This window comes from Undibacterium sp. TJN25 (assembly GCF_049339885.1).
Lineage (GTDB): Bacteria > Pseudomonadota > Gammaproteobacteria > Burkholderiales > Burkholderiaceae_D > Undibacterium.
Genome location: NZ_JBMPPM010000007.1, coordinates 234,501 through 256,645, shown reverse-complemented (window position 1 = coordinate 256,645; position 22,145 = coordinate 234,501). Strand labels below are relative to the sequence as shown.

The window sequence follows — 22,145 nt, the reverse complement described above, 5'->3', positions numbered from 1 at the left end:
TATTCTTCAGATATCGTTTTAGGACAGGACATATCATGGCTATGAGCGACACTTACTCGTCAACCGAACCCAAGCGTACCGACATCGATACCCTGGACGGCCCCACCGTCATTGAATTCGGCGCGCCATGGTGCGGTTTCTGCCGCGCTGCGCAGCCGCTGCTGGCGTCGGCATTTGATGAACATCCCAAGGTCAGCCACGTCAAGATAGAAGACGGCAGCGGCCGCAGGCTGGGGCGCTCTTTCGGCGTCAAGCTGTGGCCTACGCTGGTGTTCCTCAATCATGGCAAGGAAGTGGCGAAGCTTGTCAGGCCCACAGACGTGGAAGACATTCGCCGGGCCATGACGCAGATCGATCCTGCAGCAGCATAAAAAAACTGCAAAAAAAACCGGTACCCGGGCTACATGGCGGCTTCGCCTCGTCCTACAGCGGCGCTGCATAGCTGCTGATATTTTTTCAGCGCGCAACAAAATATGATTTTCCTACCGCATCCATTAATGCGGAATTGCTTTCCCCCATAAAGAAAGCAATCGAACACTCTTCGATGAGAAAAATCATGATTACAATAAATATACTCAGGGCGCCCGCCCAAAAATGGCAACAGATCGCCATCAGGAACGCCAAGGCAGCCGCCGAGGCCAATGAGATAGAGTGGGAATACGCCCACATCAAGATAGAACTGCCGCATGGCCGTTCCTTTTTCAAATTGCCGGGCCATATTGCACTGGTCGAAAGCCCATAGCATTTACCTCTGCCGGGAACTCCTTTTACCCACATTGTCTGTTAACAATCCTGTGGATAAGTGCCCGCGGTCTTATCCATCTACCTGATTTTAAACGGGATTCTTTCCGTGCTTAAATTCCGGGCAGCCGCTTTTGGGGCGGCGTAGTATGCTATGCATCAATTGATGTTTACATCGCCACGCCACCGGAGACTCATCGCATGCGTTTACCCTTAGCAATCAGCTCGACCTTCAAAACCGCTTTGCTGACTGCGTCCATCATTGCCGTGACAGCGTGCAGTACGCCTCCCAAGGCGCCTGCCACGGTCGTCAACGCGCTGGCGCCCGGCGGCAAGCTGAGGGCGGCGATCAATTACGGCAATCCCATCCTGGCCAGCCGCGATGCGGCCACGGGCGAACCCACCGGCGTGTCGGTGGATCTGGCGCTGGAACTGGCCAGGCGGCTGGATGTGCCGCTGGAGCTGGTCACCTTCGATGCCGCCGGCAAGGTCAGCGAGGCAGTGGCCGCCAATGCGGTGGATGTGGCTTTCTACGCACTGGACCCCAAGCGCGCCGAAGACACGCTGTTCACCTCACCGTATGTCGTCATTGAAGGCGCTTACATGGTGCGCCAGACGTCGCCGCTGCGCAGCAATGCCGAAGTGGACCGGCCCGGCAACCGTATCGCAGTGGGCAAGGGCAGTGCCTACGACTTATACCTGAGCCGCGAGATCAAGCAGGCCGAGCTGGTGCGCGTGCCGACGTCGCCCGCAGTGACCGATACCTTCATGCAGCAGAATCTGGAAGTGGCCGCCGGCGTGCGCCAGCAATTGCAGGCCGATGCAAAACGGGTGCCGGGTTTGCGCCTGCTTGACGGCCGCTTCATGGAAATCCGGCAGGCGATGGCAATGCCTAAAAACCGCGATGCCGCATTGGCTTACCTGAGCGACTTCGTTGAAGAGATGAAGCGCAGCGGCTTCGTTGCACAATCGCTGCAGCGCCACCATATCGAAGGCGCCGATGTTGCGGCCGCAGGTGCCGCCACAGTTACTGCAACTACTGCAACTACTGCAACTACTGCAACTACTGCAACTACTGCAACTACTGCAACTACTGCAACTACTGCAACTACTGCAACTACTGCCCGCTAGACAGGCATGTCGGGCATACTCAGAAACCTGCTGGCCGTTGTCAGCGCGCTGTTTCGCTACCGTAGCAGCGGCACGGCAGCGAGGCTGACTTCCCGTTTTTTCATCTCGCCATTCGATACAGGCATTGCTACGCTGAAAAGCGACAAGTATTTTCAACTGGCCGAGGCGGCGCAACTGGATTTTGTCATCCGCACCGGCTTGATTGCCACCATGCTGCGCAAGGGCTACAGCTTTGTCAATGCGTCGCAACTGGTGAAGTTCAGCAAGCCGGTGCGGCTGCTCAGCCGTGTCAGCGTGGAGACGGAAATTGTTTTTGCCGATGATAAATGCGCGTATTTCTCGCACGTGTTTGTCGTGCGCGGCAAACGGCATGGCGAAGTGCTGGTCAAGATGAAGTTCAAGCAGGGCGCGGTAACAGTGCCGCCGCCAGTGCTGCTCGGTGTACATGCCGGGACCAAGCCCGCGCATCTGCAGCGCTGGGACGATGCGCTGGAAGCGCTGGATACAGCAGGCGCTGCCGGGCTGCGCTAAGAGAGCTTATATCTTATATCGCTGCCTTCAGCGGTACACCAGCACCGGTATCTTGCTGTGCGCCAGCACCTTCTGCGTTTCGCTGCTGAGCAGCAGCGCCTTGATGCCTTTCCTGCCGTGCGAGGCCATGGCGATCAGGTCGCAGCCGCGGCTTTCCGCTGCATGGATGATGGCTTCATACGGATGGTCGTTGGTCAGCACCAGCGTGCTGCAATCGATGCGGAATTCCTTCGCCTCCAGCTCCACATCGGACAAATACCGTAGTGCCTGGTCCTGGCATTCCCGCGTGAACTTTTCGCTGCTGTCATCCAGCATTTCCGGTTGATAGCTATACATGTGGTATTGCGGCACGACGTGCAGGCCGGTGACTTTGGCGTTCAGCGATTTTGCAAAACGCATGCATTGCCGGATGGCGTCTTTGGATGATGCGGTACCGTCGGTGGGCAGTAATATGTGCGTATACATGATTCCCTCCCTGTGAGCTTGCGGCACTTGGATGCCGCCGTAGCTTCATAGTGAAGAATAGTATATCCCGCTAAATTTACCAGCTTGTATTCCAGTCGCCCACGGCATAGCATAAAACATGGGGACAGCATCTGCTTGATAGTTGATGGCAATAATGGATGGCAAGAGGTGATTGCAAGAGCGTTGCAATACTAAATTGCAACAACAGGCTGCGACAGCCGATCGCGAGAAGGACGGCAAGAGCCGGGGTGGAGAGGCAGCGACGCTGCTATCCTATAAAAACGACCGTTATTCCGCTGTGACGGCGGTACAACAGCATGCAAAGCCGGGAGGCCTGCAGGCACTTCAGAAACAGGACTGATTCAAATACCGGTACTATCCGCCCAGGTTGCAGCGGCTATTTTAGAATTGCCAACTCAATAGATGCACCGGTAAATGCACCAGTCCCTCCACGCCAAAGATCAGCCCAACTTAATGAGCAGCGGCGCCGTCCTGCTTGGGCTTGAACTGCTTATCGCTGATACGGAACTTGGTCCGCCTGTCACCCATCAGCTCGCGCAATCCCTTAATGCTCAGGTCGCTGATTTCATGCATGCGTATCAGCAGGGAAGCGCCCACCGGCAAGCGGCGATGTCTGATTTTACTGACAACCGGAGGTGCGACTTCCAGTGCCCTGGATAGTGCCGCATCATTTTTCAGATGCAGTTGCTTGATCAGCGTATCCAGCAGATGGTTAGGATCGTACTTGATGTCATCAGAATCAAGATCCATCAATGTTGTCATAATTGCCTCGCTATATGTCGATGTTTACTCTTGGATAAAACTTGTTGATTTAGCTTTGTGCCGCTGCATCAACGTTTTTATTGTATATGCAATATTGCAATTTACTAAGTTCCGATTACGGAACATTGTTAGAGAATGTAAAATTAATCAGAACAATGTTTAGGTGGGCTGGCGCACGGATAAAACGTGGCAGAGCGTTATTGCACGCCGCTCTTCCCATAGTCTGAGGCTATTCCGGCTAAATATATTATTCGGATAGTCTTGCTTTACAGATAAGTTACACAAAGCTTACATGTGTTAACCGAAGTTGACATTGTTTTATTCAATTAACTCGCTAAAATGATTCATTTGTCAACATATAAACAACAGTTTCTCTCTAGATGTTTGCTGATGGCTGATGGGCGCATTGACTGAAATTTACTAAAATTTGCGAAATTGCATACTGCCGGCCGGCTGAGCTCCGCGCATTTGCGTGGAGCAACCGTCTTCTTGCCATCTTATTCCAGCGGCATGGGTGCATCAATCTTGCATTCGTTCAGTACGAAAAAAGAACGGAGTTGCCTCACGCCGGGCAGCTTCAGCAGGGTTTTCGCATGCATGCGGCTGAACGCGTCCACATCCTTCACCCGCATTTTCAGCAGGTAGTCAAATTCGCCCGCCAGCAGCAGGCATTCCGATATCTGCGCCACCTTCGCCACTTCCTGCTCAAAATTCTTGAACAGTTCCGGCGTGGACCTGTCCAGCACCACCCCCACGCATACCAGCACCGGATAACCCAGCTGCGCATAGTTCAGCCGCGCATGCGTGCCGGTGATCAGGCCTGTTTCATGCAGCCGTTTGGTGCGCGTCCAGCATGCGGTAGCGCTGAGGCCGGCCTTCGCCGCCAGGTCTGCATTCGACATGCGTCCATCCGCCTGCAACAGCTTCAACAGCTTGCGGTCGGTCTTGTCTATGGAATTGGAAGAATCTTCTGTTTTCATGATGTATTCAGGAAATTTGATTTGAGGATGAGGAAATTATAGAAATAAGAGTCTTTAATTGTGGCATAAATAAGAAGCCTATTCTTGTAGATGTTTTCTATAATTTTTCCTGTCGTTTCAGATCATATCCACCTCACAGGAGCTGCCATGCTGTCGCTAGAATCTTTCTTCCCACGCACCAAACTCGGTTTCTTTCCTTCACCCATCCACCGTTGCGAACGGCTTTCCAGGGAACTGGGCGTCAGCGTCTATGCCAAGCGCGACGATGTTTCTTCCGGCCTGGCCTACGGCGGCAATAAGGTGCGCAAGCTGGAATGGCTGGCTGCTGACGCCATTGCGCAGGGCTGCGATACGCTGGTGTCGATCGGCGGCGTGCAGTCCAACCATACGCGGCAAGTGACGGCGGTAGCGGCCGTGCTGGGGCTGAACGCCTATACGGTGCAGGAGACCTGGGCCGAATGGGAAGACCCGGTCTACGACAAGGTCGGCAATATCCTGCTCACGCGCATCATGGGCGGCCATCCTATCCTGGCCGGCTACGGCTATTCCACCACAGCCAAGGACACCTGGGAAAACGCGATGGAAGCGGTGCGCGCCAAAGGCGGCAAGCCGTATGCGATTCCTGCAGGCGCTTCCGACCATCCGTTGGGCGGTCTGGGCTATGCCAATTTTGCCGACGAGGTGGCCGCGCAAGAGAAGGAAATGGGCGTGTTCTTCGACACTATCGTTGTCGCCACCTGCACCGGTTCCACGCAGGCGGGCATGGTGGTCGGCTTTGCGCACCAGGATAAAAAGCGCCGCATCATCGGCATCGATACCGCGGACGATGCGGCAATGACACGCCGTGCGGTCAGCAAGATCGCACACAGCACGGTAGAGCAGATCCGCGCCAAAGGCGGCCATGCCACCGACATCAAGGACAGCGATATCGAGATCAATGCAGACTTCAGCGCTCCCGGCTATGGGCTGCCGAGCGAATCCACGATAGCGGCGATACGCAAGGCGGCCGAGCTGGAAGCGATGATCACGGACCCTGTGTACGAAGGAAAATCAATGGACGGCCTGATCCAGCTGGCTTTGCGCAAGGATATCCCGGCAGGCGCCAACGTGCTGTATGTACACCTTGGCGGCGCACCGGCGGTGAATGCCTACTACAAGGCCTTTGAAGACAAATCCAACCTGACGACGCTGGCCAAGGCGGCGCGCTACGAGGAGTAGGGAGGCGAGGTTGTAGTCCGTTCCCACGGGACAAGCGGTAGCGGACTACAATCTGAAAGGACGCCGGTATATTCGTGGTCAACAACCGTTGTCTATCACGAAGGCGCCGGGGTTTGAAGCCTGGTATTTTTTTCGGCTGCGGCCGGAGCAGAACAATTTTTCCGGGCCGTCGCGTGGGTGCATGCGGCGGCCCGGAAGCTAAAGGACAAGCATGGATGCGCAGTCAATCTCCGACATTGAGCCCGATATCGACCCTGAAGAGACCGCCGAATGGCGCGACGCCTTCCAGTCGCTGCTGAATGCGCACGGCCCTGACCGCGCCAGGCAGATACTGGATGAACTGGCTATTCTCGCGCGCCGCCACCGCATAGGCTGGCAGCCGCCGCTGGAAACCCCTTATGTCAATACCATCGCCGTGGAGAGCCAGCCGGCTTTTCCTGGCGACCTGGCGACCGAAGAGCGGCTGGCGTCGCTGATGCGCTGGAACGCACTGGCGATGGTGGTGCGCGCCAACCAGGCGTATGGCGAACTGGGCGGCCATGTCGCCAGCTATGCCAGCGCGGCGGACCTGTTCGAGGTCGGCTTCAATCATTTCTTCCATGCGCGCGACGACGGTGCCGGGCATGGCGGCGACCTGGTGTTTTTTCAGCCCCACAGCGCGCCCGGCGTCTATGCCAGGGCCTTCCTGGAAGGTCGGCTCAGCGAAGCAGACCTGGCGTTTTACCGCCAGGAGCTGACCGCCCCGGCTGCAGGCGCCAGGGGGCTCAGCAGTTATCCGCATCCCTACCTGATGCCCGATTTCTGGCAGTTCCCCACCGGTTCCATGGGCATAGGGCCGATCAGCTCCATCTACCACGCGCGCTTCATGCGCTACCTGACGCACCGCACATTGCTTGACTGCTCCAGGCGCAAGGTCTGGGGCGTATTCGGCGATGGCGAGATGGACGAGCCGGAATCGATGAGCGCGCTGACGCTGGCCGCGCGCGAAGGGCTGGACAATATGGTCTGGGTCGTCAACTGCAACCTGCAGCGGCTGGATGGTCCGGTGCGCGGTAACGGCCGCATCATCGACGAGCTGGAAAAACTGTTTGCCGGCGCCGGCTGGAACGTCATCAAACTGCTGTGGGGCTCCGACTGGGACGGCCTGTTTGCGCGCGACCTCACAGGCGCATTGGCCAGGGCCTTCGCCGACACCGTGGATGGCCAGATGCAGACCTTTGCCGCCAAGGACGGCCGCTACAACCGCGACACCTTCTTCGGCCAGAATGAAGAACTGGCGCGGCTGGCGCAGGGCATGACGGATGAGCAGATAGACCGGCTGCGGCGCGGCGGACACGATCTCGTCAAGATCCACGCTGCCTACCATGCAGCGGCACGGCATCGCGGCCAGCCGACAGTGATACTGGCGCACACCAAGAAAGGCTACGGCATGGGCAGTTCGGGCCAGGGCAAGATGACCACGCACAGCCAGAAGAAATTCGATGCCGCCGACCTGCTGGAGTTCCGTAACCGTTTCAACCTGCCGCTGAGCGACGAGCAGGCCACGTCGCTCAGTTTTTACAAGCCGGACGCCGCCAGCCCGGAGATGTTATACCTGCACCGGCAGCGCGCGCAGCTGGGCGGCTACCTGCCGCAGCGCGACAGCCGCTGCGATACCGTCGCCGTGCCTGCCTTGCCCGCGTATGCGCAGTTTGCAGTGGCTGCTGACGGCAAGGAAATGAGCACGACAATGGCCTTTGTACGCATGCTCGGCAGCCTGCTGAAAGATCCCGCGCTGGGGCCGCGCATTGTGCCCATCGTCGCCGACGAGGCACGCACCTTCGGCATGGCCAACCTGTTCAAGCAGGTCGGCATCTATTCCAGCGTGGGCCAGCGCTATGCGCCGGAAGACATAGGCTCGGTGCTCAGCTACCGCGAAGCGCTGGATGGGCAGATACTGGAAGAGGGTATCTCCGAGGCCGGCGCCATCGCCAGCTGGACCGCTGCCGCCACCAGCTACAGCGTGCACGGCCTGGCGACGCTGCCGTTCTATATCTATTATTCGATGTTCGGCTTCCAGCGCGTCGGCGACCAGATCTGGGCGGCGGCAGACCAGCGTCCGCGCGGTTTCCTGATCGGCGCCACGTCTGGCCGGACCACGCTGGGAGGCGAAGGCTTGCAGCACCAGGACGGCACCAGCCACCTGATCGCCGCCACCATCCCTAACTGCAAGGCCTACGACCCGGCCTTTGCCGGCGAGCTGTCCGTCATCATCGACCGCGGCATGCGCGACATGCTGGAGCTGCAAAAGGATGTGTTCTACTACGTCACCGTCGTCAATGAAAATGCGGCGCAGCCGTCGCTGCCGGCGGAAGTGCATGAGGGGGTGATCAAGGGCATGTACTGCTTCCGCAGATCCGCCTCGGTTTCGCCGCGCCGTGTTCAGCTGCTGGGCGCGGGCGCCATCCTCGGCGAAGTGATACGCGCGGCGGAGATGCTGGAATCGCAGGACATCGGCGCCGACATCTGGAGCGTGACTAGCTTCAGCGAATTGGCGCGCGACGGTATCGCCTGTGAAACCGCCTGGCGGCATGGCGATGCGCAACAGTGCCAGCCCTACCTGACGCAGCAGCTGGCTCCGACAGCAGGGCCCATCATCATCGCTACAGACTATGTGCGCGCCGTGCCCGAGCAGGTACGCGCCTTCCTGCCGTCGGGCCGGCCATGCATCACGCTGGGTACCGACGGCTTTGGTCGCAGCGACACGCGCGCGGCGCTGCGGCGACATTTCGAGGTCGATGCGCAAGCGATTGTGCAGGCTGCGCTCAAATGCCTGGCTTCCGTGTATGCTGATGAAGGCCGGGGAGGGCAGCACAGCATTGGCCATAGCATCAGCGCACTATCGTCGCTGGGCACGATGTAATACCGACGCGACTGGAATGCAGGGGAGCGGGCCTTTGCGGACCCATTTTTATGCAGAAAAAAACTTGTGCCGGAAGCGTCTTCAGGAAGCAGGCGGCCTTAGCGGCAGCCACATCATGAAGCAGGCGCCTTGCCCTTCGGCGCTGGCTACGCCCACGGTGCCATCATGCATTTCCGCCAGCTTGCGCACCATTGCCAGCCCCAGCCCGGTGCCCTGGAATTTACGCTGCATGCCGGTTTCCAGCTGGCTGAAAGGCAGGAACAGCTTTTCCAGGCTGGCGGCGGGAATGCCGATGCCGCGGTCTTCCACGCTCAGCGCCAGGTATTGCTCTCCTGCCGCGCCCGGCAGAGGCATGTGCAGCGACGCCCATACCGAAGGCGCATCGAAGGTGCCGACCTGGAAGGACGGCACGATGTCGGCCCTGACATGTATCCTGCCGCCCGGATGGCTGAACTTGACTGCGTTGGACAGCAGGTTGTACATCATCTGCTTGAGCATGCGGGAATCGGCCTGCACCGCTTCAGGCTGAGCGTGCAGTACGCCGGCGACATCCAGGTCCAGCCGCATCTGCTGCGTTGCCGCTTTCTCGGCCACGATGGAGATGGTGTGGCTCAGCAGCGAGGCGACGTCGATCGCCTCGAACTCTATGCGCATCTTGCCGGCCTCCACCTTGGACAGGTCCAGGATGTCGTTGATCAGCGATAGCAGGTGCTCGCCGCTGCTGTGGATATTGCCAAGGTACTCGCGCTGGTCGGTGCTCATCTGGCCCAGCAGGCCGTCCCGCATCACCGCAGAAAAACCGATGATCGCATTCAGCGGCGTGCGCAGCTCATGCGACATGTTCGCGAGAAATTCGGACTTCATGTTGTTGGCGATTTCCAGCTGTGCGTTTTTCTTCGATATCTCCTCGCTTTGCTCACGCAGCATTCTCTCCACTATCTTGTGCTGCGTGATGTCGCGCGCGATTTTGGAGGCGCCGATAATCTGTCCCTGCATGCTGACAATCGGCGACATGGTGACCGACACGCTCACCGCAGAGCCATCCTGGCGCGCCGACTGCAATTCAAAATGCTCTATGTGCTGCCCCTCGCGGATGCGGTCCAGCAGGCGCATTTCGTGCGCATGGCGTTCCTTGCGCAGGCCGGCAGGCGCCGTCAGCGAAGCCATGGTCTTGCCTATCGCTTCCTCGCTGCGGTAGCCGTACAGCCGCTGCGCACCGATGTTCCAGCTGATGACAATGCCTTCCAGGCTCTCGCTGATGATCGCATCGTCGGAGCCGTCCACAATGGCCGCCAGCTGCGACCAGGCTTCATTCAAGGCGTTGAGCTGCTTGTTGGTCTGCTGCAGCGCATGCACATTGCGGTACATTTCCGCCTCTGCCTGGTCGGCGCGGATTTTCAGTGATTCGTGCAGCGATTCATTCAGCCGGTTCTGCTCTTCGCGCCGCTTGTTGATCTGCATGAACTCGGTGACATCTTCCACGCGGTGGATGATCAGGCTGACTTCGGCGTCAGGCCCGAACACGGGGGAATTGACCGGGCTCCAGTAGCGTTCTTCAAAGCCGCTGCCGTCGCGCAGCGGGATATCATATTTTTGCACCGCCATGATGTCGGGCTTTTTGTATTTCAGCACCGCCATCAGCGACGCGCGCAGGTTGCTGACGCCATTGGCGTTGATGTCGTCGGGATTGTCGGGAAAGACGTCGAACAGCGGGCGGCCGATGATGGCGTCGCGTTGCGTCAGCGTCGCCTTCAGGTAGGCATCGTTGACGGCAACTATGGTCAGGTCTACCGCCAGCACCAGGTAACAGCCGGGCGTTGCTTCAAACAAGGCTTGGTAGTCGAGCATGTGGGTTTTCCTGGACTGAGGATTTTTCTTCTTATTCGCGTTTCTATTCTACTAACTTTTCAGGAAAAGAAAAGCAGGGGCAGGGATTTTGTTGCAATGCAGGGAGAAGGCCAGGATCAATCCTGCTTAAAACCCTCGAAGTTGGTGCGGTACTGCGCCGCGGTGACGCCCAGGCGTTTGACAAAGACCGCCCGCATCTGGTTGACGTTGCTGAAGCCGCAGCGGTGTGCCACCCGCTTGATCGGCTCCTGCGTGGATTCCAGCAGTGCGCGGGCGGCATCCATCCGCGCACTTTCAATGAACTCCGCCGGCGTTACCCTGGCGTCGCGCGCAAACACGCGCGCAAAATTGCGCGGGCTCATCGCGACGATGGCGGCCAGGCTGTCCACGCTCAGCTCTTGCTCCAGGTGCGCCAGCACATACTGCTGTACTGCGTTCACCGGCGAGGTTTCTTCCACATAGGGCGTCAGGTAAGGGCTGAACTGCGATTGCCCGCCGCGCCGCTGGGTGAATACAACCAGGCGCTTGGCGACGTTCAGCGATACTTCGGGACCGCTGTCGCGCGACAGCAGGTATAGCGACAGGTCGATGCCGGCAGTGACGCCGGCCGAGGTAAACAGGTCACCATCCTGCAGATAGATGCGGTCGCCGTCTACCGTGGTGTGCGGGAACAGGCGGGCGAGGGCGGCAACATCGTTCCAATGCGTGGTCACCGTCTTGCCGTCCAGCAGGCCGGCATGGCCGAGCAGGAAGGCGCCGTTGCAGATGGAACCGTAACGCCTGCTGCGCAGTGCTGCCGCATGCAGCCACGCAGACAGCGCTTCATCGCGCGGCTGGCGGGGCAGCTCGGGCCCGCCGGCAACCAGGATCAGGTCAAAGGCTTCCAGCGCTTCGCTGTAGTGACGGTGCGCGGCAATCGGCAAGCCGTTGGAACAGTGCATCATGCCGCGTTCCGTGCCCAGCACTTCCAGCTGGTACTGGTGTTCGCGCGTCAGGAAACGGTTGGCTTCGGAAAAAACATCCAGCGGGCCGGACACGTCCAGCGCCTGCACGCCGGGGAAGACAAGGATGGCAAGCGTTGGCATTTGATCTACCTGGGTTGAAGTGTGTTAACAATACCTCACTACGGTCTGCTGTGCTAACGCTGCATCCCCGCTTTATCCCGCACTGTGCCCGCATGGCGGAAAAACGCTGCCGGATGGCAGTTTACCGGACAAGGCCTCCGCATATCTGCAACGCTGGCAGAAACCCGGCCCCCGCTGTCCGTTTTCCGCATGGCGCCGCGCTTCATCTTCGGCAAGGAATTTCCCATACTGCGTGTGCACAGAAGACATTTTGATTTTTAATTTTCCGGGAGATTTCCATGACACAAACGATACTTACCTCCGCCGAGCGCGTAGGCCCTGCTTTTTCCGTCGAAGGCATGCTGCAAGCCAGGGGCAAGACCCGCCAGGCGATACGCGACATCGCCGCCGCGGTCAGGCCCGGCATGGTGGAGGAAGATGCGGTCGCCATGGCCAGGAATATCCTGATCGAATCCGGCCTGAACCTGAGCTGGCATCCGACCCGCGTGCGCTTCGGCAGCAATACCACCAAGCCGATGAAGCAGGCATCCGTGCCCGGCGTGGTGCTGCAGAAGAACGATATCTTTTTTATCGACATCGCGCCGCGCTACGACGCCTGGGAAGGCGACGGCGGCGCCTCGTTCGTCGTCGGCCAGGATGAAGAGCAGGCTCGCTGTGCCGCTGATGCAGAGGCGCTGTTCCACGCGGTGCGCCAGGTCTGGAAGAATGACAAGCTCACCGGCCAGCAGCTATACCAATATGCAGAGCAGACCGCAAAGGGCATGGGCTGGGAACTGAACTTCGACCTGCCGGGCCACCGCGTTTCGGATTTCCCGCATGCGGCCATCCACACCGGTTCGCTGGCCGACTACGACATCAGTCCTTCCAGTATGCGCTGGATACTGGAAATCCATCTGCGCCATCCGCAAAAACCGTACGGCGCGTTTTTTGAAGATATGCTGCTGGACGACGAGAGTTACGCACAGGGCTAAGCACGGACAGCGGCGACGGGAGCGCGGTGGCCGCGGTTGCTGCGCCTTCCGTGCTTTCCGTACCTGTTGCGCCTGCTGCGATTTTTGGCCCGCGCACTCGCCTGCGGTTCATCCAGCGCGCATTCCTCCTGTCGTCCCGGTCAAACTTTTTCTCGGCATCGCGCAGGTGGCTGATCAGGATATGCGAGATCAGGTTCACCCCTATGCCGCCGAAGACGGCCGGCACCACATACAGCGCCACCGAGATCTCGGACGCAAAAATCCTGTCGTCGAACAGCGATGGCGAAACCCTGGCCATGGTCTTCAGGTGCTGCAACAGCAGGATATTCAAGCCCGAGATCGCAATTAATATGACGCCGGAAGCCAGCACTGTCGTGCGCGAGATGGATTTTTTCCACATCATGAAGGCATTCAGGCAAAACGGCACGATGAAGGAAAAGAAGAGCAGCAGGAAAAATTCGGTTTCTGCAAAAACGGACCCGGCCATATATCACCTCTTCAGTTTCATGAAAATGCTTGACGATGCCTGATTTAAACATGGCCGTGTAACGGTAGTGCTTCGCTGCCAGCCGGCTTTGTAAGAAATTGTTGGCGTTGTTCAGCAATGCTAAAACCCGGTGGCAGACCCGTGCAATCCAGTCACTAGTGAAATAACCTGTACGGCATCGTCAAAGATGGTGCTTGCGTGCATGATGTGGGCATTGCTGCTCACCATGGAAGGAACAAGGATGTCACGTATTTTTATCTCCGGCTCTGCCGACGGGCTGGGCCAGATGTGTGCAAAGCTGCTGATTGACGCCGGCCACCACGTAGTGCTGCATGGCCGCAGCGAACAGCGCGCGCAGCAGGCGCTGGATGCGCTGCCGGGTGCGCAGGCAGCGGTCTTCGGCGACCTGGCCAGCATTGCGCAGACAACCGAACTTGCAGCGCAGCTGAACAGGCTCGGCAGTTTCGATGCGGTCATCCACAATGCCGCCGTGGGCTACCGCGAGCCGCAGCGCATAGAAACCGAGGACGGGTTGTCGCATGTGTTTGCCGTCAATTCGCTGTCGCCGTATATCCTGACGGCGCTGATGCACAAGCCCGGGCGCCTCGTGTACCTCAGTTCCGGCATGCACCGGGGGGCGGATGCCAGTCTGGAAGACCTGAACTGGGAGCGCCGGCGCTGGAGCGGCTCGGCCGCCTATGCCGACAGCAAGCTGCATAATGTGATCCTCGCCTTTGCGATGGCGTGCAAATGGCCGGATGTGCTGAGCAATTCGCTGGAGCCGGGCTGGGTGCCCACCAAGATGGGCGGCAGCGGCGCACCGGACGATATGCAGGCGGCGCCCGTAACGCAGGCATGGCTGGCCGGCAGCGACGACGCGGCGGCCAAGGTCACCGGGAAATATTTTTACCACATGAAGCGCTGGGCCGTGGATGCGGCAGCCAGCGATATACAGGTGCAGCAGCGCCTGCTGGACGAATACCGCAGGCTGTCTGGCGTTGCGCTGCCTATGGCCTGAGGCGCACCTTATAATGACTGCTTTTCTGCTGAGGATGACTATGGCGCGCCTTCTCCCCTTTATTGCCGGCATGGCAGTCTCAGCCGCTTTTGCATCCACAGCGGTAGCGGCTTCCTATGACGGCCTGGACAGCACCGCAAAAGACCTGGGTTACCCGGTCAAACTGGATGCAGTATTCGTCATGCAGAGCCGGTCGCAGGCGGAAGCGTTTGCCGCCTCGGTGCGCGGTACGGGCCTGTATTTCCTGGAAAGCGAAGAAGTGGTGACGCAGAGCCAGCCGGGGCCTTTGTCCGCATCAGGCACGACGGTGCCGGCCGGTGAAAGCAGGCTGACGTCGAGAAAATGGACTTTCAAGCTGATGCAGATGACGCTGGCGTCGGAAGTGCAGTGGCAGGATACGCAGAAGAAGCTGTCGGCCCTGCTGCAGGATCGCAGCTACGGCGCCAGCGTGACGCTGTCCCGCTAGATCGCCGCCGCAATGGTAAGACGGCTCAGGTAACGGCGCCTATCAGCAGCAACGCCGGGGCCACAATGTCCTGCAAATTATCCACGCGCTTGCGTTCTATCGCCTGCAGCACCAGCTCATTGATGCCGCCCACAAGGGCCATGGCAATGTCCGGTGATAATACAGCCGGCTGCTGCTGCTGCTGCGGCTGTTGCTTACCTGGCCCGTGGCTGCTTTGCTGGCCGTTGACCACCTTCAGCATGAAGGCGACGATCTCTTCATTGATGCGCCGCCGCGCCGCCAGCCCTTCTTCGCCCAGGCCCAGGATCTCGATGAACAGGGTGCGCATCAGCACCGGGTTTTGCGCCAGCGAACCCAGATAGGCGCTCATTGCCCGCTCCAGCTGGGTGTGCCAGTCGTGCGCAGGGTCGATGGCGTTGCGCAAGACTTTCAAGGCATTCAGGCTCGCCGCTTCATACAGGGCGATGAAGCATTCCTGCTTGGTCGAAAAGTGCTCATAAAAGGTGCGGCGCGATACGCCGGCCAAGCGGACGATGTCGGCAATTGTCGTGGCCGCATAGCCGCTGGCCGCAACGGCGTTGGCCATGCCGTCCAGCAAGCGGTGCAGGTGTTCGCTATCGGTTTGAATGTGATCCATGATTTTTACAATCGTGTCGGTACTTGACAGTACCACAAATCCGGCGCAATATCATTCAAATGGTACGAGACAGTACCGAGCGCTTTAAAAGCTGTTCCACAGTATTGATGCACCCTTGCAGGAGTTCTCATGAGCAATCTCGTCATCCGCCGTTTATTGATCGACCTGAAAGCGCCTTTCGACCGCCACTGGTGCGGCGGCGATGCTTTTCGCTCGGCGTTCTTCAATGCGCTGTCGATGAGCTTTCCTGTCGGCGAGCAATTCTTTATCGATGCGGTACGCGCTGCGCAGGCGGCGCTGCCGGCAGATAAACAGCAGGAGTTCCAGGCGCAGGTGCAGGGCTTTATCGGCCAGGAGGCAACCCATCGCCGCATTCATGCGCTGTTCAACGAGCATCTGGAACAGCAGGGTCTGCACAATGCCTGGGCCACCCGCGCGACGGAGCGCATGAAACTGATGGCCGGCAGCGACCCGCGCCATTGCCTGGCAATTACTGCTGCCACCGAACATTTCACCGCCATCTTTGCCGAATGGCTGTTGCAGCGTCCGCAGGCGTTGGCCGGCAGCGAAGGACGGCTGCAGACAATGTGGCTGTGGCATTCGGCGGAAGAGGTAGAGCACAAGAGCACGGCCTTCGACCTGTATTACGCGCTGGGCGGCGACCATGCATGGCGCATCACCTGGTTCCGACGTACCTCGTTCATCTTCCTGTCGGATGTGCTGCGCCAGACATTGAACAATCTGCGGCATGACGGCACGCTGTGGAAATGGAGCACACTGTCCAGCGCGGCTGGCTTCCTGTTCGGCAAGCAGGGTTTGATACGGCAGACTTACCAGCCGTGGAAGCAATATTTCCGCAAGGATTTTCATCCGGAACAGCAGGACGGCACGCTGTCGCATCGCTGGCTGGAAGATAATGCAGAAAAATACGTCAGGGTAGGGGCAGGCTAAGCCGGTTCGGATATGGTATCCGGGCAACTTGTCCCGCTGTTGCACCCACGTCGCTGCTTCATCCCTTCCTACAGTGGTTGGTGGAGGATTCCGGTGTCATTTTCGTTGCCTATCAACTAAGCTTAGGAAGTGCCGGTCATGCCGGCATTTTCTTAAACTTCTGGAGACTGGCATGAAGCATTTCTTATCTGCATCAGTAAACGCAACGATCATCGGTTCCCTGCTTGTATTCTCAAGCCTTGCGCAAGCGCAGTCGTCAAACAACGGCAACGAAGCCAACGTCGGCAAGCAGGACACCGCGCATTCCGCCGCCGATAAGGCGGCCAGTACGAATCCGAACATGGGTGCCAGTACAGCCACCAACGCAACCACAAAAAGCAAAAAGCCCGGCAAGAAAAAACCCGCGAACAACACCAATTGCCCTACAGACACCACCAAGCAAAGTGGCAGCCCTGACTATTCCGGCTGCAAGCAGAATCCTGAATACAGGTAATCTGCAAACCTGCACTCTCCCATCCAAGGGAAAACTCGTATAAAAGACAGCCCGCCGAGCGTGAAAGCCGGCGGGCCGTTTTTTGCTGCAAGCGCCTTAGTCTCAGATCTGCGCAGTGCCGCCGTCCACAAACAATTCTATGCCGTTGATGAAGCTGCTGTCGTCAGACGCCAGGAAGGCTGCCGCCTTGGCGATTTCACTGGCTTCGCCCAGGCGGCCGACCGGCACCAGCGTAGACAGGTGGGCGAACAGGCCTTCGCGGTGTTCTTCCGGCACCAGTTCGCCAAGGCCGGGGGTGCGCACCGGGCCGGGGCTGATGGCGTTGACGCGGATGTTGCGCGGCTTCAGGTCCAGCAGCCAGGAGCGGGCGAAGTTGCGCACTGCGGCCTTGCTGGCGCTATAGACGCTGAAATTGGCCGTGCCCTTGGAAGACGTGGTGGACGAGGTCAGGATGATGGAGCTGCCGTCCTTCAGCAAAGGCAGCGCTTTTTGCACGGTGAACAGCATGCCTTTCACATTGTTGTTGAAGATGCGGTCGAAATGCTCTTCGGTGATCGCGCCCAGCGGCAGCATGTCGCCGCCGCCTGCGTTGGCAAACAGAATATCCAGGTGGCCGGCCTTGGCTTTGATCTCGGCATATACGCGGTCCAGGTCTTCCATGCTGGAGACATCGCTGCGGATGCCGACGGCCTTACCGCCGATGGCGGCAATCGTGGCTATCGCCGCATCCAGCTCCGCCTGGCGGCGGCCGGTGATGAAGACGGTGGCGCCCTGCGCGGCGAATTCCTGGGCTGACGCCAGACCTATGCCCGATGTGCCGCCGGTGATCAGTGCTACTTTGGCTTCCAGTTTCTTGCTCATGATAATTCCTTTGATGTGAGTGATGGCAGCGCTGTCTTGCTTGTTGCTCTGCTGTCGGTGAAGACGACGGAGCCACTTTACTTCTGGCCTATTATTGAATAAAGTAGCTGATCGCTAATACTTTATTCATGTGTGTGAATAATCGTAGTGTGGGGCGCTGTACGATGCATTTTGCAGACGGAGAGACAAGATGGACCAGTTATTGGCAATCCGCGCCTTTGCGCGTGTGGTGGAAGCAGGCACTTTCACCAAAGCCGCCGATTCGCTGCAAATGCCCAATGCCACCGTCACCAAGCTGATCCAGTCGCTGGAAACGCACGTGGGCGTCAAGCTGCTGCAAAGGACCACGCGCCGCGTCACCGTCACGCCGGAGGGCGCCGCCTATTATGAAAAAACCGCGCGTATTCTGAAAGAACTGGGCGATGTCGATACCAGCTTCGGCGCCGCGCAAAGCACGCCGCGCGGCCACCTGCGCGTGGACACCGGCTCTTCCGTCGCCAGCCTCATCATCATCCCGGCGCTGCCGGATTTTTTGCAGCGTTATCCTGATATACAGCTGGATCTGGGTGTCAGCGACCGCCATGTGGACCTGGTCAGCGACAACGTGGATTGCGTGATCCGCGGCGGCGCGCTGACGGATATGTCGCTGGTGGCGCGGCAGATAGGCAAGGCCCCCTGGGTCACCTGCGCCACACCGACCTACCTGCGGCAGTTCGGCGTGCCCCGGCACCCCAGGGAACTGGAGCAGGGGCACCGCATCGTCAACTACCTGTCCGCCCGCACCGGCCGGGTAGTGCCCATGCCGTTTGCGCGCGGCGCAGAAAAGCTGGAGATCACCGGCAACCACGCCGTGGGCATCAATGAAAGCAATGCCCACCTGGCCGCCGGCCTGGCGGGGCTGGGCATCATTCACACCTTTGCGTATACCGCGCAGGCGCATATCGCCAGCGGCGCGCTGGTTCCCATCCTGCAAGACTGGGCGCCGCCGCCTTATCCGTTTTATGTCGTGTACCCGCCGAACCGCCATCTGAGCAACCGGCTGCGTGTGTTCATCGACTGGATTGCAGCGCGGTTTGAGACGCCGGCGTATTGAAACTCCTGCTTGGGATGGTCGCGAGAATAGTTATTCCCGATGTGCAGAAAGCAACCAGCTATCGATGCAAGGGTTAAAGTATTCGCTACTGACAATTTTTGTTTGCAGCTGGAGTTCACAGTTCGAGGCAAATGCCTCCCCATTTAGAGGGAGGGACTGCAATGTCTGCTGATGAGAAGGTGAAATCGGCTCTAATATGGGGTAACATCACCGCAAGCGCCGACGCAGGCACAGAACTTCCACCGCATCGCAAATCCAGGCACCAAAATGCACACTATTCCTGCAGGCATGTCAGATGACGACGTACTCGTGGCGTCGCCCGAGGCTAATTCCGCTGCCACCGACACCGTCGACACTGCTGCACCGGCGGAAGTGGCCTTGCAGGCGCCGTTCTCCAAATTTGAAAACCGGCAGCACCAGCTGTATCCGCATCTTACGCCGGCGGAAGTTTCTCGCCTGCACAGGTTCGGCAGCCGTGCCTGCTGGAAAAAGGATGACTACCTGTACCGCATAGGCGATATCTCGCCCGGCATGTTCGTCATCCTCAGCGGTCGCTTCCGCGTGCTGGTACGTGACGGCATAGGCCGCGAGACCGTACTCATTGAGCACGGCAGCGGCCACTTCATCTGCGAGGTGGGCCAGCTGTCCAACAAGCCTGCCATTGCTTCCGTGCTGGTGCTGGAAGATGTGGAGGCACTGGTCATCACGCCGGAAAGCGTGCGCACGCTGCTGACTGCGGAAGCAGAACTGGGCGAGCGCATCATGCGGGCGTTGATATTGCGGCGCGCCGCGCTGATAGAAAAGGGTGTCGGCCCCATCTTGCTGGGATGCAGCGTCAAGAGCGGGCTGCTGCCGCTACAGGGGTTCTTGCAGCGTAATGGCTATCCGCACACGGTACTGGACAATCGTTCCGACCCGGATGCGGTGGCCTTACTGGAAAGGCTGGCGCCGACGGAAGATGATTTTCCGCTGGTGCTGTGCCCGGACGGCAGCATACTGCGCGCTCCGGACGTGGGCCAGCTGGCAACCCATCTGGGCCTGATTCCCGAATTCGATCCTGCCACCATCTATGACGTCGCCATAGTCGGCGCCGGCCCGGCTGGGCTGGCCACTGCCGTGTATGCCGCTTCCGAGGGCTTGTCGGTGGCGCTGTTTGATTTTCATGCGCCTGGCGGCCAGGCAGGCGCCAGCGCCAGGATAGAAAATTATCTGGGCTTCCCCACTGGCATCTCCGGCAATGCGCTGGCGGCGCGGGCTTTCATACAGGCGCAGAAATTCGGCGCCAGGGTTGCCATCCCCACCCGCATCAAGGCACTGCATTGCGGCAACAAGCCCATGCAACTGGAACTGTTCAACGGCAGCAGAGTGTCCACCAGGACGGTGGTCATCGCCAGCGGCGCCGTGTACCGGCGTCCTGCCATTCCAGAGCTGGAAAGATATGAAGACCGCGGCGTGTATTACTGGGCTTCGCCGATAGAAGCCAAGCTGTGCAAGGGCGAGGAGATCGTCGTCGTCGGCGGCGGCAATTCGGCCGGGCAGGCGATCGCTTTCCTGGCTTCATCTGCATCGCACGTGCATGTGCTGATCCGCGCCGGTGGGCTGGAAGCCAGCATGTCCAAATACCTGATCGACAGGATCAGCTCGCTGCCCAACGTCACGCTGCACACCCGCTCCGAGATCGTCGCCTTTGAAGGCGATGAAGTCAGCCTGAAGGGCGTGCACTGCCGCTGCGGCGGCAATGAAGAACTCATCAAGTCGCTGCCCGTGCGCCACGTCTTCCTGTTCGTCGGCGCCGACCCCAATACGGGCTGGCTGCATACGTGCCCGGTGCAACTGAACGACAAGGGCTTCGTGTTGACAGGGGCGGACGTTGAAGGCCCGGTGTCGAACAAAAAACCGACGCTGGAAAGCAGCGCCCCCGGCGTCTTCGCCATCGGCGACGTACGCTGGAATTCTACCAAGCGCGTGGCGGCCGCAGTGGGCGAGGGCGCGGCAGCGGTGGCGCAGATACATGCTTTTATTGCGGCGATGTAGACTCTTGACAAGCGTAGGCCCGTGGAAGTTTTCCCGGGTTGCGCTGCGCTTCACCCAGGCTACATCCGTGGATATCCAACAGACGCGGCAATTCAATCTGGGAGAAAAGTAGCCTGGATGGAGCGCAGCGCAATCCGGGAGCGAATCACTGGCTTTTGAATGCCCCCATATTTAACTCCAGCCGGAGTTTAGGCTTTAGCGCGTTCAAAGCTTGCAACAGCCGGCCGCCCCATCTTCTTCATCCCAAAACACACCCCCAACCAGCCCACCCTGGCAACCACACCCGATGTAATCAGCCAGCATCCCAAAACCGTCCCCGCACCCACCAGCAAGGCCTCCACCGCGCCGCCCAGTTTCAGCGGGATCAGCCAGTAAGCCAGCAGGATAATCAGGCTCTGGTGCAGTATGTACCAGGGGTACACTGCCTGGTTGGCCCACGGTAGCCAGCGGAAGGGCCGGTTCAGCAGCGCATGGCCCCAGCCCAGCAGCGCGCACAGCATGCTCCAGGCATACAGCGAGCGCAGCGCCCATACCGTGAGCAATTGCCACACCGCCGCTTCGTCGGGCAACATATCGGCGACGACCCTGTAGACGACGAACAGCACCAGCGCAGCGGCAATCGCCGGTTTGCGCAGGCGGGCCAGCTCGGCCCAGATTGCAGTGTCGCCGCCCATCCACCAGCCGAAAATAAACAGCGTGAAATAATTGGCGTGCACATACCAGTCGTTGACAACGGCGTGCGTATCCGGATAAGCCAGCTGCAGCGTGCCTGCCCACAGGAAGATGAGACCGGCAGGCAAGGCCAGCAGCTGCCAGCCGCGCAGGCCCAGGAAAGCTGCGCGCCAGCGCGTCGCCATCTCGCCGAATACGGGGATGCGGGCAAGCTGCCGGCCCAGCAGCAGCGCGGCGGTATAGATCCACAGGTACACCAGATACCACAGGTGGTTCCACGTAAAGCCGTATTGCCAGCCGTCAAACGCGCCCGCGGGCCAGTGGTAGCCGCTGTAATAGTGAGCCATAAATTGCCAGAAGCCTGGCGCCACCAGCCCATTGGCGACACCCTGGCAATACGGCTGTATGGGCACCACCACAGCCATGCCGAACAGCAGCGGCAAGATCAGCCGGCTGGTCCTTTGCCAGAAAAAGCCTGGCTGCCTGTTCGCTGTGCCAGAACGGTTTTGCTGCATTTTTTGCAACAGCATCGCGGTGGACATGCCGGAGATCATGAAGATCAGGTCCATGCGCCAGCGGTTGACGAACATCATCGGCCAGTGCAGCCAGTCATATTGATAGCTGCTTTTTATATGGAAATCCCACTCGTGCACGTAGACCATCGCAAGGTGGTACAGGATCAGCAGGCCGAAGGCCAGCGCGCGCAGCGCATCAATATCGTGGCGTCTGATGTTTGCTTTTTGTTGCACGGCAAAACCGGTCATGGCGGAAACTCCGG

23 protein-coding genes are annotated in these 22,145 nt (G+C 59.2%); 14 read left to right on the top strand and 9 right to left on the bottom strand.

Annotation, left to right across the window (positions count from 1 at the left end; all coding sequences use genetic code 11):
- Positions 1-35 precede the first annotated feature (35 nt).
- From ACO0LO_RS19240 to ACO0LO_RS19225, 4 genes are all read left to right on the top strand, one after another.
- Positions 36-371: a thioredoxin family protein gene (locus ACO0LO_RS19240; protein WP_422966391.1), complete on the top strand. Its 336-nt coding sequence runs from the start codon at positions 36-38 to the stop codon at positions 369-371.
- Between the two features lie 185 nt (positions 372-556).
- A complete protein-coding gene (locus ACO0LO_RS19235; RefSeq protein ID WP_422966389.1) occupies positions 557-742 on the top strand; it encodes a hypothetical protein in 186 nt (61 codons plus the stop codon).
- A 200-nt stretch (positions 743-942) separates the two neighbouring features.
- Positions 943-1,872 (top strand): ABC transporter substrate-binding protein, encoded by a 930-nt coding sequence (locus tag ACO0LO_RS19230; protein WP_422966388.1) that lies wholly within the window; start codon positions 943-945, stop codon positions 1,870-1,872.
- A gap of 6 nt (positions 1,873-1,878) precedes the next feature.
- On the top strand, positions 1,879-2,403 hold the full coding sequence (locus tag ACO0LO_RS19225; RefSeq protein WP_422966386.1) for a hypothetical protein: 525 nt from the start codon (positions 1,879-1,881) through the stop codon (positions 2,401-2,403).
- A gap of 27 nt (positions 2,404-2,430) precedes the next feature.
- On the opposite strand, the gene ACO0LO_RS19220 is transcribed toward ACO0LO_RS19225, so the two are convergent.
- On the bottom strand, positions 2,431-2,868 hold the full coding sequence (locus ACO0LO_RS19220; protein ID WP_422966384.1) for a universal stress protein: 438 nt from the start codon (positions 2,866-2,868) through the stop codon (positions 2,431-2,433).
- A gap of 196 nt (positions 2,869-3,064) precedes the next feature.
- On the opposite strand from ACO0LO_RS19220, the gene ACO0LO_RS19215 reads away from it, so the two are divergent.
- Positions 3,065-3,229, top strand: a complete 165-nt coding sequence (locus ACO0LO_RS19215) for a hypothetical protein (protein WP_422966382.1) — start codon at positions 3,065-3,067, stop codon at positions 3,227-3,229.
- A gap of 110 nt (positions 3,230-3,339) precedes the next feature.
- On the opposite strand, the gene ACO0LO_RS19210 is transcribed toward ACO0LO_RS19215, so the two are convergent.
- Both ACO0LO_RS19210 and ACO0LO_RS19205 read right to left on the bottom strand, forming a co-directional pair.
- Complete coding sequence (locus ACO0LO_RS19210) at positions 3,340-3,639, bottom strand: hypothetical protein (protein WP_394779092.1); 300 nt, start codon at positions 3,637-3,639, stop codon at positions 3,340-3,342.
- A gap of 509 nt (positions 3,640-4,148) precedes the next feature.
- Positions 4,149-4,631, bottom strand: coding sequence for an Lrp/AsnC family transcriptional regulator (locus ACO0LO_RS19205; protein ID WP_422966380.1), 483 nt, complete (start codon positions 4,629-4,631; stop codon positions 4,149-4,151).
- A gap of 147 nt (positions 4,632-4,778) precedes the next feature.
- Between ACO0LO_RS19205 and ACO0LO_RS19200 the strand changes: the two genes are divergently transcribed.
- Positions 4,779-5,849 carry a 1-aminocyclopropane-1-carboxylate deaminase gene (locus tag ACO0LO_RS19200; RefSeq protein WP_422966378.1) on the top strand — a complete coding sequence of 357 codons (1,071 nt, stop codon included), beginning with the start codon at positions 4,779-4,781 and terminating at the stop codon, positions 5,847-5,849.
- Between the two features lie 211 nt (positions 5,850-6,060).
- Complete coding sequence (gene mdeB / locus ACO0LO_RS19195) at positions 6,061-8,751, top strand: alpha-ketoglutarate dehydrogenase (protein ID WP_422966376.1); 2,691 nt, start codon at positions 6,061-6,063, stop codon at positions 8,749-8,751.
- A gap of 81 nt (positions 8,752-8,832) precedes the next feature.
- On the opposite strand, the gene ACO0LO_RS19190 is transcribed toward mdeB, so the two are convergent.
- Together ACO0LO_RS19190 and ACO0LO_RS19185 are read right to left on the bottom strand one after the other, a co-directional pair.
- A complete protein-coding gene (locus tag ACO0LO_RS19190) occupies positions 8,833-10,599 on the bottom strand; it encodes a PAS domain-containing sensor histidine kinase (RefSeq protein ID WP_422966374.1) in 1,767 nt (588 codons plus the stop codon).
- Between the two features lie 116 nt (positions 10,600-10,715).
- A complete protein-coding gene (locus tag ACO0LO_RS19185; RefSeq protein ID WP_422966372.1) occupies positions 10,716-11,684 on the bottom strand; it encodes a GlxA family transcriptional regulator in 969 nt (322 codons plus the stop codon).
- Between the two features lie 278 nt (positions 11,685-11,962).
- Here ACO0LO_RS19185 and ACO0LO_RS19180 point away from each other — a divergent pair, with 278 nt between their 5' ends.
- A complete protein-coding gene (locus ACO0LO_RS19180) occupies positions 11,963-12,655 on the top strand; it encodes a M24 family metallopeptidase (RefSeq protein WP_422966370.1) in 693 nt (230 codons plus the stop codon).
- On the opposite strand, the gene ACO0LO_RS19175 is transcribed toward ACO0LO_RS19180, so the two are convergent.
- Positions 12,540-13,142 (bottom strand): hypothetical protein, encoded by a 603-nt coding sequence (locus ACO0LO_RS19175; protein ID WP_422966368.1) that lies wholly within the window; start codon positions 13,140-13,142, stop codon positions 12,540-12,542. The genes ACO0LO_RS19180 and ACO0LO_RS19175 overlap by 116 nt on opposite strands.
- Before the next feature lie 241 nt (positions 13,143-13,383).
- Here ACO0LO_RS19175 and ACO0LO_RS19170 point away from each other — a divergent pair, with 241 nt between their 5' ends.
- Together ACO0LO_RS19170 and ACO0LO_RS19165 are read left to right on the top strand one after the other, a co-directional pair.
- Positions 13,384-14,160, top strand: coding sequence for an SDR family NAD(P)-dependent oxidoreductase (locus tag ACO0LO_RS19170; protein ID WP_422966366.1), 777 nt, complete (start codon positions 13,384-13,386; stop codon positions 14,158-14,160).
- A gap of 40 nt (positions 14,161-14,200) precedes the next feature.
- A complete protein-coding gene (locus tag ACO0LO_RS19165; RefSeq protein ID WP_422966365.1) occupies positions 14,201-14,626 on the top strand; it encodes a hypothetical protein in 426 nt (141 codons plus the stop codon).
- A gap of 25 nt (positions 14,627-14,651) precedes the next feature.
- Here the strand turns inward: ACO0LO_RS19165 and ACO0LO_RS19160 are convergent, their stop codons facing one another.
- Entirely contained in the window at positions 14,652-15,263 is a 612-nt protein-coding gene (locus ACO0LO_RS19160; RefSeq protein ID WP_422966363.1) for a TetR/AcrR family transcriptional regulator, read from the bottom strand.
- Positions 15,264-15,392: 129 nt separating this feature from the next.
- Here ACO0LO_RS19160 and ACO0LO_RS19155 point away from each other — a divergent pair, with 129 nt between their 5' ends.
- A complete protein-coding gene (locus ACO0LO_RS19155) occupies positions 15,393-16,214 on the top strand; it encodes a metal-dependent hydrolase (RefSeq protein ID WP_422966361.1) in 822 nt (273 codons plus the stop codon).
- Positions 16,215-16,386: 172 nt separating this feature from the next.
- Entirely contained in the window at positions 16,387-16,707 is a 321-nt protein-coding gene (locus ACO0LO_RS19150) for a hypothetical protein (protein WP_422966359.1), read from the top strand.
- 102 nt (positions 16,708-16,809) lie between these two features.
- Here the strand turns inward: ACO0LO_RS19150 and ACO0LO_RS19145 are convergent, their stop codons facing one another.
- Positions 16,810-17,568 carry an SDR family oxidoreductase gene (locus tag ACO0LO_RS19145; RefSeq protein ID WP_422966357.1) on the bottom strand — a complete coding sequence of 253 codons (759 nt, stop codon included), beginning with the start codon at positions 17,566-17,568 and terminating at the stop codon, positions 16,810-16,812.
- Positions 17,569-17,758: 190 nt separating this feature from the next.
- Here ACO0LO_RS19145 and ACO0LO_RS19140 point away from each other — a divergent pair, with 190 nt between their 5' ends.
- The gene (locus ACO0LO_RS19140) at positions 17,759-18,661 is read left to right on the top strand and encodes a LysR substrate-binding domain-containing protein (protein WP_422966355.1); all 903 of its coding nucleotides are present in this window, start codon (positions 17,759-17,761) and stop codon (positions 18,659-18,661) included.
- A gap of 267 nt (positions 18,662-18,928) precedes the next feature.
- Positions 18,929-20,695 (top strand): FAD-dependent oxidoreductase, encoded by a 1,767-nt coding sequence (locus tag ACO0LO_RS19135; protein WP_422966353.1) that lies wholly within the window; start codon positions 18,929-18,931, stop codon positions 20,693-20,695.
- A 188-nt stretch (positions 20,696-20,883) separates the two neighbouring features.
- Here the strand turns inward: ACO0LO_RS19135 and ACO0LO_RS19130 are convergent, their stop codons facing one another.
- Complete coding sequence (locus ACO0LO_RS19130) at positions 20,884-22,131, bottom strand: acyltransferase family protein (protein WP_422966351.1); 1,248 nt, start codon at positions 22,129-22,131, stop codon at positions 20,884-20,886.
- Positions 22,132-22,145 lie beyond the last annotated feature (14 nt).